Source organism: Pseudomonas sp. FP818 (assembly GCF_030687335.1).
GTDB classification, from domain to species: domain Bacteria; phylum Pseudomonadota; class Gammaproteobacteria; order Pseudomonadales; family Pseudomonadaceae; genus Aquipseudomonas; species Aquipseudomonas shahriarae.
In genome coordinates this window covers 333,559-345,418 of sequence record NZ_CP117427.1, presented here as the reverse complement: position 1 = coordinate 345,418, position 11,860 = coordinate 333,559, and the positions used below count along the sequence as shown (strand labels likewise).

The window sequence follows — 11,860 nt, the reverse complement described above, 5'->3', positions numbered from 1 at the left end:
CATAACCCATGTGGGAGCGGGCTTGCTCGCGATAGCGGTGCATCAGTCAACTATTTGCTAACTGACGTACCGCTATCGCGGGCAAGCCCGCTCCCCCATTTTGCTCCTGCGGCGTTTAGTCCAGGGCTTTCCAGATCTCGGTCGCATATTCCCGGATGGTGCGGTCCGACGAGAACCACCCCGTACGCGCGGTATTGAGCACCGCCGAACGCCACCATTCCTTGGAGTCATGCCAATGGGCTTCGACCCGCGCCTGGGCGTCCCAGTAGGAATCAAAATCGGCGCACACCAGGAAGCGATCGTAGTCGATCAACGAATCAATCAGCCCCACATAGCGCCCTGGATCATCCGGCGAGAACACCCCGCCACGAATCGCCTGCAGCACATCGTTCAGGCGATGAGAGGCGGCGATTTCGGGAGCGGCGCTGAACTCACCGGCCTGTTTACGCGCTTCCACCTGTTCGGCACTCAGGCCGAAGATAAACATATGCTCGCCGCCGATGCGCTCGTGCATCTCCACGTTGGCGCCGTCCATGGTGCCGATGGTCAGTGCGCCATTGAGGCCGAACTTCATATTACTGGTGCCCGAGGCCTCGAAGCCGGCGGTGGAGATCTGCTCCGACAGGTCAGCGGCCGGGATGATGTTTTCCGCGAGGCTGACGTTGTAGTTAGGCAGGAACACCACCTTGAGCAAACCGCGCACGGTCGGGTCGTTGTTCACCGTACGGGCGATGTCGTTGGTCAACTTGATGATCAGCTTGGCCTGGTGATAACTGGCCGCCGCCTTGCCGGCGAAGATCTTCACCCGCGGCACCCAGTCCACCTCGGGCTCGGCACGAATCGCCTGGTACAGGGCGACGGTGTGCAACAGGTTCAGCAACTGGCGCTTGTACTCGTGGATGCGTTTGACCTGCACGTCGAACATCGCCGCCGGGTTGACCGCGATCCCCAGGCGTTCATGGATAATATCGGCCAGCACGCGCTTGCTGTACAGGCGTTGCTCGGCAAAGGCTTTGCGAAATGCCTGTTTCTCGGCAAAGGTTTCCAGCTCCACCAGGCGCTGTTCCATATTGTCGAGAATATCCGGGCCCAGGGCTTCCACCAGCATCGCGGTGAGCTTGGGGTTGGCCTGGAACAGCCAGCGGCGGAAGGTAATGCCGTTGGTCTTGTTGTTGATACGCTCGGGGTAGAGCTTGTGCAGTTCGGAGAACACCGTGCTGCGCATCAACTGCGTGTGCAACCCGGACACGCCGTTGACGCTATGGGAGCCGAGGAACGCCAGGTTGCCCATGCGCACACGCCGGCCGTTGTCCTCTTCGATCAGCGAGACGGCGCGCAGTACATCGAAATCGTGGATGCCCTTGGCCCGCAGCGAATCAATGTGCTGGGCGTTGATCAGGTAGATGATCTGCATGTGCCGGGGCAGCATGCGTTCCATCAGGCCCACCGGCCAGGTCTCCAGGGCTTCGGGGAGCAGGGTGTGGTTGGTGTAGGACAGCGTCTCCACCGTGACCTGCCAGGCCGCCTCCCAGGCAATATCGTGCAAGTCGACCAACTGGCGCATCAACTCGGCCACGGCGATGGACGGGTGGGTGTCGTTGAGCTGGATGGCCGCGTGCTCGCCCAGGCTCAGGACCGACCCGTGCATGTTTTTGTGGCGCCGCAGCAGGTCTTGCAGGGAGGCCGAGACGAAGAAGTATTCCTGGCGCAGGCGTAGTTCCTGCCCCGCTTCGGTGCTGTCGGCCGGGTAAAGCACCCTGGAGATGCTTTCGGCACGGGCCACTTCGGCGACGGCGCCCAAATGGTCACCGGCATTGAAACGCTCCAGGTGCAGGTCTTCCACGGCCCGCGCGCGCCACAGGCGCAAGGTGTTCACACTGGCACCGCGCCAGCCGACCACCGGGGTGTCGTAGGCCACCGCGCGCACGGTTTCATTGGGCGACCAGACCTGGATCGACTTGCCGGACGCATCCAGCACGGTCTCGACACTGCCGCCAAAACCGATCGGGTAGATCACCTCGGCGCGCTCGAACTCCCAGGGGTTGCCGAAATCCAGCCAGCGCTCGGTCTGTTCCTGCTGCCAGCCATCGACAATCGCCTGGCGAAACAGCCCGTGCTCGTAGCGAATGCCATAACCATGGCCGGCAATGCCCAGGGTCGACATGCTTTCCATAAAGCACGCGGCCAGGCGCCCCAGGCCACCGTTGCCCAGGGCCGCATCGGGCTCCAGCAGGCGAATGCGCTCCAGGTCCACACCCAACTCGCCGACAGCTTCGCGCGCCACCTCCCACAGGCCGAGGTTGCTCAGGCTGTCAAACAGCAGACGGCCGATCAGGAACTCCAGGGACAGGTAATACACCCGCTTCTGCCCGCTGCGGTAGATACGCCGGGTGTGGTCCATCCAGTGCTCGACCATATGGTCGCGCGCCGCCAGGGCAATGGCTTCGAACCAGTCGTGGTCGAAGGCGTGATCGGGGTCCTTGCCCACCGCATAAGTGAGTTTGGTCAAGACAGCATCGCGAAACGCGGCTACCTCTGCTTCTCGTGCAAGCGGTTCCTGAGACATCGGTGCGACCTCGGGCGAGATAGAAGAAGGGAAATCCTAGAGCCTAGACGGTCTGACCCATGGCATGGCTGACGGTTCGGCAGTTTTTTCACTCATTCACGCATACCGGTTTTAGATGCAGGGGCCGTGCCCGTTTGTGCGTCGGACCGGCCTTTGAGCCGAAACCCGCAAAATATTGTTCAAAAAATCACCAATCCCGGTATCATCGCGCGCCCGGACAAAGCCCCTCTTGGAAACCTGATGAAGCCTCAACTGATCGCCGCCGCGGAACTCGACCGTCTCGAAACGTGGCAGAAATACTCCAGCCACATGTGCGGCGGCTGCACATCCAACTGCTGCACCCTGCCGGTTGAGGTGAAGATCAAGGATTTGATCCGCATTGGTATCGTTGACGAGTTCGAGCGTGGCGACCCGCCGAAGAACATCGCCAAGCGCTTGCAGAAGGAAGGCATCGTCGAGCGGTTCAACTCCAAGTCCGAGATCTTTACTCTGCAGCGCATGAGCAACAACGATTGCCTGTACCTGGATCGTAAGACGCGCTTCTGCACTATTTATGACAAACGCCCGGATACCTGCCGCAATCACCCGAAAATCGGGCCACGGCCGGGGTATTGCGCGTACAAGCCCAAGGAAGTGGTGCGCGAGACCAAGTTGCGTACGCTCGACAAGTTCTAACCGATGATCGTTCCCACGCTCCGCGTGGGAATGCCTCCTGGGGCGCTCTGCGCCCCGCTGCCAAGGGCAAACGCAGAGCGTTCAGGGCTGCATTCCCACGCGGAGCGTGGGAACGATCACAGGCCAGACACCACACAATCTGCAGGCATAAAAAAACGCCCCCGGCCTTTCGACCGGGGGCGTTTTTTTCAGCTGGAACTAAGTATCAGTTCTTGGCCTTTTTGGCAGCGCGGGTACGCTCGCCTTCGTCCAGGATCTTCTTACGAAGACGGATGGACTTCGGCGTTACTTCGCACAGCTCGTCGTCCTGGATGAATTCCAGAGCCTGTTCCAGGGTGAAGCGAACAGGTGGAACCAGGGCGATGGTTTCGTCTTTACCCGAAGCACGCATGTTGTCGAGCTTCTTGCCTTTGGTTGGGTTGACGCCCATGTCGTTGTCACGGCTGTTCAGACCAACGATCTGGCCGTTGTAGATCTCTTGACCGTGTTCAACGAACAGCTTGCCACGCGCCTGGAGGGTTTCCAGGGAGTAGGTCAGCGCCTTGCCGGTTTCTACCGATACCAGAACACCGTTCTGACGGCCGGACATGTCGCCGGACTTCATGGTGTCGTAGCGATCGAAGATCGAGGTCAGGATGCCAGCACCGTTGGTCAGGGTCAGGAACTGGTTACGGAAACCGATCAGACCACGAGCAGGGATGTTGTATTCCAGACGCACACGGCCTTTGCCATCCGGCACCATGTTGGTCAGGTCGCCCTTACGCAGGCCCATCTCTTCCATGACCTTGCCCTGGGATTCTTCAGGGGTGTCGATGGTGACGTTTTCGAACGGTTCCTGCTTCACGCCGTCAACGGTACGGATGATCACTTCAGGACGACCAACGCCCATTTCGAAGCCTTCGCGACGCATGGTTTCGATCAGTACCGAGAGGTGCAGCTCACCACGGCCGGAAACCTTGAACTTGTCAGCCGAGTCGCCTTCTTCAACGCGCAGTGCAACGTTGTACAGCAGCTCTTTGTCCAGACGTTCCTTGATGTTACGGGAAGTCACGAACTTGCCTTCTTTACCGCAGAAAGGCGAGTCGTTTACCTGGAAGGTCATGGAAACGGTTGGCTCGTCAACGGTCAGAGGCTTCATCGCCTCGACAGTGTCCGGCTGGCACAGGGTGTCGGAGATGAACAGCGAGTCCATACCGCTTACGCACACGATGTCGCCGGCGAAAGCTTCTTCAACGTCGATACGGTGCAGACCGTGGTGACCCATCAGCTTCAGGATACGACCGTTACGCTTCTTGCCGTCGGCGCCGATAGCCACAACCGGGGTGTTCGGCTTGACGCTACCACGAGCGATACGGCCAACGCCGATAACACCCAGGAAGCTGTTGTAGTCCAGTGCCGAGATTTGCATCTGGAACGGACCGTCACGGTCAACCTTCGGAGGTGGCACGTGGTCAACGATCGCCTGGTACAGCGGGGTCATGTCTTCCGCCATGGCGGTGTGTTCCAGACCGGCAATACCGTTCAGGGCAGAGGCGTAGATCACTTGGAAATCAAGTTGCTCTTCGGTAGCACCCAGGTTGTCGAACAGGTCGAAGATCTGGTCCAGAACCCAGTCCGGACGCGCGCCTGGACGGTCAACCTTGTTGATGCACACGATCGGACGCAGGCCGGCTTCGAAAGCCTTCTTGGTCACGAAACGGGTTTGCGGCATAGGGCCGTCTTGGGCATCAACCAGCAGCAGAACGGAGTCAACCATCGACATTACGCGTTCTACTTCGCCGCCGAAGTCGGCGTGGCCCGGGGTGTCCACGATGTTGATGTGGTAGCCGTTCCAGTTGATAGCGGTGTTTTTTGCCAGGATGGTAATACCGCGCTCTTTTTCCTGGTCGTTGGAGTCCATCACGCGCTCGTCGTTGAGCTCGTTGCGCTCCAGGGTGCCGGATTGACGCAGGAGTTTGTCTACCAGGGTGGTTTTACCATGGTCAACGTGGGCAATGATGGCGATGTTACGTAGATTTTCGATCACTTGTGTATCTCGATCAGAGGATTCGGTGTGCTGACAGGTCGTGGCAGCGATTAACAGTAGAGTCAGGCCTTGCCGTTACAGCTTGACGGCAGAGTCGGGGGGCCGGTGACGCAGGCCACAGGCAAACAGCCCCGGGCTCTTAGCTCGGTCGATAAACGCGCACATTGGCATATCCCTCACTGAGCAAATGGTGGGCATGCAGGCGACTCATCACGCCTTTGTCGCAATACAGCAGGTACTGACGGCTGTTATCCAGTTCCTTGAAACGCGCGTTCAGTGCATAGAACGGCAGCGTTTGCACGTCGATGCCAGCGATTTCCAGTGGCTCATCTTCAGCGGCATCCGGGTGACGGATGTCGATGACGATCTGGCCGGCCAGGGCTTCGCTGACTTCTTCGATCTGCACATCCTGGCCCAATTCATCGATTACCCGATCAATCGGCACCAGTTTGGCGTTCTCGAGCGCTCGCTCCAGAATCGCCATGTCGAATTCTTTCTCTTCATGCTCCACGCGGTAGCGCTTGGCATGGGTCTTGGGGTTCACCGAGATGACCCCGCAGTACTCTGGCATGTGCTTGGCGAAATCAGCGGTGCCGATTTCGTTGGCCAGGTCGATGATGTCTTGCTTGTGGCTGGCGATCAGCGGGCGCAATACCAGCTTGTCGGTCACACAGTCGATCACGGACAGGTTCGGCAGGGTCTGGCTGGAGACCTGGGAAATCGCCTCGCCGGTAACCAGCGCTTCGATTTGCAGGCGGTCGGCGATTTTCGACGCTGCGCGCAACATCATACGCTTCAATACGACGCCCATATGACCGTTATCGACTTTTCCGAGAATTTCTCCCAGGACTTCCTCGAACGGTACGCTGACAAACAGCACGCGCTGGGAGCTGCCGTACTTCTTCCAGATATAGTGCGCGACTTCCATCACGCCCAATTCATGTGCACGCCCGCCCAGGTTAAAGAAGCAGAAGTGGCTCATCAGGCCGCGGCGCATGATCTGGTAGGCCGCCACGGTGGAGTCGAAACCGCCGGACATCAGTACCAGGGTCTGCTCCAGCGCGCCCAGCGGGTAGCCGCCGATGCTGTTGTGCTGGCTGTGGATCACAAACAACCGTTGGTCGCGAATTTCGATGCGCACTTCGATTTGCGGCTCTTTAAGCGAAATTCCAGCGGCGCCGCACTCGCGACGCAGCTTGCTGCCGACGTATTTCTCGACATCCATGGAGCTGAACGGGTGCTTGCCGGCACGCTTGCAACGCACTGAAAAAATCTTGCCTTCAAGGCTGTTGCCGAAGTGCAGTTTGCATTTTTCAGTGATGTCGTCGAAATCGCCCAGCGGGTACTCGTCGACCTGCAGGAAGTGCGCGATGCCCGGCATGCAGCTCAGGCGCTCGGTCATGTCTTTCAAGGCTTTGGCGTCAGTAATGCGGGTTTCCAGCTCGAGATTGTCCCACACACCGTTCACCACCACAGCCGGGTCCAGGTCACGGAGCACGGCGCGGATATTCTTGGCCAATTGACGGATGAAACGCATCCGTACCGGTCGGCTCTTGATGGTGATTTCGGGGAAGACTTTAACGATTAATTTCATGGAAACAGCGCGCGCAGGGCCAGCCGAAAAAGGGGGGCGCGGATTATAGCGGAAATCGCTCAAGGTTTGACCAGTTAATATACAAACGGCACACCATGCACCAAACAGGTGCATTTACAGGCAGTTGCGCTACATTGCAGTGCGCAATTTTTGCCGTTTTTTCGATTTGCACCTTTATAGGGGCGATTTTGAGGCAAAAAACCCATGTCGGGGCACTGGCATGCAATTTGCTCTCTTGTGAGGCAGGTTGCCATGGCGGACTATCCGCGCCGGCATCACCCACATTCTAAGGGCTACTCCACTACCCAAGCCCGAAGCCACCCGGAGGACACTATGTCGAAGTCGGTTCAACTCATCAAAGATCATGACGTTAAATGGATTGATCTGCGCTTCACGGACACCAAAGGCACTCAGCACCACGTGACCATGCCGGCTCGCGATGCGCTGGATGACGCCTTCTTCGAAGAAGGCAAAATGTTCGACGGCTCCTCCATTGCTGGCTGGAAAGGCATCGAAGCCTCCGACATGATCCTGATGCCGGACGACTCCACCGCCGTACTCGATCCGTTCACCGAAGAGCCGACCCTGATCATCGTCTGCGACGTGATCGAGCCTTCGACCATGCAAGGCTACGACCGCGACCCACGTGCGATCGCCAAGCGTGCCGAGGAATACCTGAAGTCCACCGGTATCGGTGACACCGTATTCGTGGGCCCGGAACCAGAATTCTTCATCTTCGACCAAGTGAAGTTCAAGTCCGACATCTCCGGCTCGATGTTCAAGATCTACTCCGAACAAGGTTCGTGGATGTCCGACCAGGACGTGGAAGGCGGCAACCATGGCCACCGTCCAGGTATCAAAGGTGGTTACTTCCCGGTTCCGCCGTTCGACCACGACCACGAAATCCGTACCTCCATGTGCAACGCCATGGAAGACATGGGCCTGGTCATCGAAGTGCACCACCACGAAGTGGCCACTGCCGGCCAGAACGAAATCGGTGTGAAGTTCAACACCCTGGTGGCCAAGGCTGACGAAGTCCAGACCCTGAAGTACTGCGTACACAACACTGCCGTTGCCTATGGCCGTACCGCTACCTTCATGCCTAAGCCACTGTACGGCGATAACGGTTCGGGTATGCACGTTCACCTGTCCATCGCCAAAGATGGCAAGAACACCTTCGCTGGCGAAGGTTATGCCGGCCTGTCCGACACTGCCCTGTACTTCATCGGCGGTATCATCAAGCACGGTAAGGCCCTGAACGGCTTCACCAACCCGTCGACCAACTCCTACAAGCGTCTGGTCCCAGGTTTCGAAGCACCGGTAATGCTGGCCTACTCGGCTCGCAACCGTTCCGCGTCGATCCGTATTCCTTACGTGTCCAGCCCTCGCGCTCGCCGTATCGAAGCACGCTTCCCGGATCCAGCAGCCAACCCGTACCTGGGCTTTGCTGCACTGCTGATGGCTGGCCTGGACGGCATCCAGAACAAGATCCACCCAGGCGACGCCGCCGACAAGAACTTGTACGACCTGCCGCCTGAAGAGGCCAAAGAGATCCCACAAGTGTGCGGCAGCCTGAAAGAAGCCCTGGAAGAGCTGGACAAGGGCCGTGCGTTCCTGACCAAAGGCGGCGTGTTCAGCGACGACTTTATCGACGCCTACATCGCCCTGAAAAGCGAAGAAGAAATCAAGGTCCGCACCTTCGTACACCCACTGGAATACGAGCTGTACTACAGCTGCTGATCCGGTAGCGCTGCTTAACGTGGCGTGACAAAAAAAGACCTCCTTCGGGAGGTCTTTTTTTTGCCTGAAACAATGACTATCCACCTTTGCAAACCCCATCAGAACTGTAGGAGCTGGCTTGCCTGCGATAGCGGTGTATCTGTCACATCACGACTGACTGAACCACCGCTATCGCAGGCAAGCCAGCTCCTACAGTTTGACTGGGGTTTTTCAGGAAATATTTGATCGCTGAACAGAATGTGGGAATTCGCACTATATTGGTGCGATAGGTTGCACCCTTGCCCACCCATCAACCCATTTTGGGTCGAAATCTCCCGAGAGAGCTGGCCGAACGCCATAGTTTCGCGCCTAAAGCCCCCATTTCAGGGCTTTTACGCTTCTTTTCGGAGCCTTGGTTTGGTTTTTGCATTTTCCTGGTATCAGCGTGTGCCTCAAGCCCACGCCTTGCTCCAAAAGAGGTCCTAATGACCATCAGCGACGCACTGCACCGCTTGCTACTCGACAACCTGACCACCGCGACCATTCTGCTCAATGACGAACTGCGCCTTGAGTACATGAACCCCGCGGCGGAGATGCTCCTGGCCATCAGCGGTCAGCGCAGCCATGGGCAATTTATCAGCGAGCTGTTCACCGAGTCCGCCGAGGCCTTGAGTTCCTTGCGCCAGGCCGTGGAGCAGGCCCACCCGTTTACCAAGCGTGAAGCGATGCTCACGGCCCTCACCGGCCAGACCCTGACCGTCGACTACGCGGTAACGCCGATCCTGAGCCACGGCGCCACCTTGCTGCTGCTGGAAGTGCATCCCCGGGATCGCCTGCTGCGCATCACCAAGGAAGAAGCCCAGCTGTCCAAGCAGGAAACCAGCAAGATGCTGGTGCGCGGCCTGGCCCATGAGATCAAGAACCCGTTGGGCGGGATTCGCGGCGCCGCACAGTTGCTGGCCCGCGAGCTGCCGGATGAGAACCTCAAGGACTACACCAACGTCATCATCGAAGAAGCCGACCGCCTGCGTAACCTGGTGGACCGCATGCTCGGCTCCAACAAGCTGCCGTCGCTGGCGATGACCAATATCCATGAGGTACTGGAGCGCGTCTGCCAGTTGGTGGAGGCCGAAAGCCAGGGCTGCATCACCCTGGTGCGCGACTACGACCCGAGCATTCCCGATGTCCTGATCGACCGCGAGCAGATGATCCAGGCGGTGCTCAATATCGTGCGCAACGCCATGCAAGCCATCAGCAGCCAGAACGAGTTGCGCCTGGGGCGCATCAGCCTGCGCACCCGCGCCTTGCGCCAGTTCACCATCGGCCATGTGCGCCATCGCCTGGTAACCAAGGTCGAGATCATCGACAACGGCCCGGGTATCCCGGCCGAACTGCAGGAAACCATTTTCTTCCCAATGGTCAGCGGCCGCCCGGACGGTACCGGGCTGGGCCTGGCCATTACCCAGAACATCATCAGCCAGCACCAGGGCCTGATCGAATGTGAAAGCCATCCCGGCCACACGACCTTTTCGATCTTTCTGCCACTGGAACAAGGAGCCCCATCGACATGAGCCGTAGTGAAACTGTCTGGATCGTCGATGACGACCGTTCCATCCGCTGGGTCCTGGAGAAAGCCTTGCAACAGGAAGGCATGACCACCCAGAGCTTCGACAGCGCTGATGGGGTGATGAGCCGCCTGGCGCGCCAGCAGCCCGACGTGATCATCTCCGATATCCGCATGCCCGGCGCCAGTGGCCTGGACTTGCTGGCGCGGATTCGCGAGCAGCACCCGCGTTTGCCGGTGATCATCATGACCGCGCACTCGGATCTGGACAGCGCTGTCGCGTCCTATCAGGGCGGCGCCTTCGAGTACCTGCCCAAGCCGTTCGACGTCGATGAGGCGGTGGCACTGGTCAAGCGCGCCAACCAGCACGCCCAGGAACAGCAAGGCCAGGCCGTGGTACCGACCCTGACCCGCACCCCGGAGATCATCGGTGAAGCACCGGCGATGCAGGAAGTGTTTCGCGCCATCGGGCGCCTGAGCCACTCCAACATCACCGTGTTGATCAACGGTGAGTCCGGGACCGGTAAAGAGCTGGTGGCCCATGCCCTGCACCGTCACAGCCCACGGGCGGCCTCGCCGTTTATCGCGCTGAACATGGCGGCGATCCCCAAGGACTTGATGGAATCCGAGCTGTTCGGCCACGAAAAAGGCGCGTTTACCGGCGCAGCCAACCTGCGTCGCGGGCGTTTTGAACAGGCGGACGGCGGCACGCTGTTCCTCGATGAAATCGGCGACATGCCGGCCGACACCCAGACCCGGCTGTTGCGGGTACTGGCCGACGGTGAGTTCTATCGTGTCGGCGGCCATACGCCGGTCAAGGTCGACGTGCGCATCATCGCCGCGACCCACCAGAACCTGGAAACCCTGGTGCACGCCGGCAAGTTTCGCGAGGACTTGTTCCACCGCCTGAACGTGATCCGCATCCATATCCCACGCATGTCGGACCGCCGCGAAGATATCCCGACCCTGGCCCGTCACTTCCTCAGCCGCGCCGCCCAGGAGCTGGCGGTGGAGCCCAAGCTGCTGAAGACGGAGACCGAGGAATACCTGAAGAACCTGCCATGGCCGGGCAACGTGCGCCAACTGGAAAACACTTGCCGCTGGATCACGGTGATGGCGTCCGGGCGCGAAGTGCATATCAGCGACCTGCCACCGGAACTGTTGAGCCTGCCGCAGGATTCAGCACCGGTGACCAACTGGGAACAGGCCCTGCGCCAATGGGCCGACCAGGCCCTGGCCCGCGGCCAGTCAAGCCTGCTGGACAGCGCCGTGCCGACCTTTGAGCGGATCATGATCGAAACCGCCCTCAAGCACACCGCAGGCCGGCGTCGTGATGCCGCAGTGCTGCTGGGCTGGGGCCGCAATACCTTGACCCGCAAGATCAAGGAATTGGGGATGAAGGTCGATGGTGGGGATGATGATGAGGGCGAAGAGGCCTGAGTACAGCCCTCCAGCACATGAATGACCTAATGTGGATGAGGGCTTATGTGGGAGCTGGCTTGCCTGCGATTGCATCACCTCGGTATCTCTGAAAGGCCGAAGTGCCCGCATCGCAGGCAAGCCTGCTCCCACATTTGTGTGGTGTGCACCGCTTCAACGCACCATGAACCGGTATCGCGCACAAAACCCAGGCTACTTTTAAATAAATCCTGAGCCCTGAAAACACCAAAGCCCCGTAATCCGGGGCTTTGCGCTTTATAAAAGAAAACTCTCAGA

General features: G+C 59.1%; 7 protein-coding genes. 4 read left to right on the top strand and 3 right to left on the bottom strand.

All coding sequences use genetic code 11. From position 1 onward, the window contains the following. Positions 1–115: 115 nt before the first annotated feature. Entirely contained in the window at positions 116–2,566 is a 2,451-nt protein-coding gene (locus tag PSH80_RS01515) for a glycogen/starch/alpha-glucan phosphorylase (RefSeq protein ID WP_305418902.1), read from the bottom strand. Between the two features lie 240 nt (positions 2,567–2,806). On the opposite strand from PSH80_RS01515, the gene PSH80_RS01510 reads away from it, so the two are divergent. Then, a complete protein-coding gene (locus PSH80_RS01510; protein WP_032862271.1) occupies positions 2,807–3,241 on the top strand; it encodes a YkgJ family cysteine cluster protein in 435 nt (144 codons plus the stop codon). Positions 3,242–3,446: 205 nt separating this feature from the next. Here PSH80_RS01510 and typA read toward each other — a convergent pair whose 3' ends face one another. After that, complete coding sequence (typA, locus tag PSH80_RS01505) at positions 3,447–5,267, bottom strand: translational GTPase TypA (RefSeq protein WP_024072901.1); 1,821 nt, start codon at positions 5,265–5,267, stop codon at positions 3,447–3,449. Between the two features lie 139 nt (positions 5,268–5,406). After that, a complete protein-coding gene (gene thiI, locus PSH80_RS01500; protein WP_057437149.1) occupies positions 5,407–6,861 on the bottom strand; it encodes a tRNA uracil 4-sulfurtransferase ThiI in 1,455 nt (484 codons plus the stop codon). 333 nt (positions 6,862–7,194) lie between these two features. On the opposite strand from thiI, the gene glnA reads away from it, so the two are divergent. The 3 genes from glnA (at position 7,195) to ntrC (ending at position 11,584) form a co-directional block, all read left to right on the top strand. Then, entirely contained in the window at positions 7,195–8,601 is a 1,407-nt protein-coding gene (gene glnA / locus PSH80_RS01495; protein WP_057958042.1) for a glutamate--ammonia ligase, read from the top strand. Between the two features lie 464 nt (positions 8,602–9,065). Beyond that, positions 9,066–10,151 carry a nitrogen regulation protein NR(II) gene (gene glnL, locus PSH80_RS01490; RefSeq protein ID WP_057437145.1) on the top strand — a complete coding sequence of 362 codons (1,086 nt, stop codon included), beginning with the start codon at positions 9,066–9,068 and terminating at the stop codon, positions 10,149–10,151. Beyond that, on the top strand, positions 10,148–11,584 hold the full coding sequence (gene ntrC / locus PSH80_RS01485; RefSeq protein WP_057444610.1) for a nitrogen regulation protein NR(I): 1,437 nt from the start codon (positions 10,148–10,150) through the stop codon (positions 11,582–11,584). The genes glnL and ntrC overlap by 4 nt, the downstream gene beginning before the upstream one ends. The last annotated feature ends 276 nt before the right edge of the window (positions 11,585–11,860 follow it).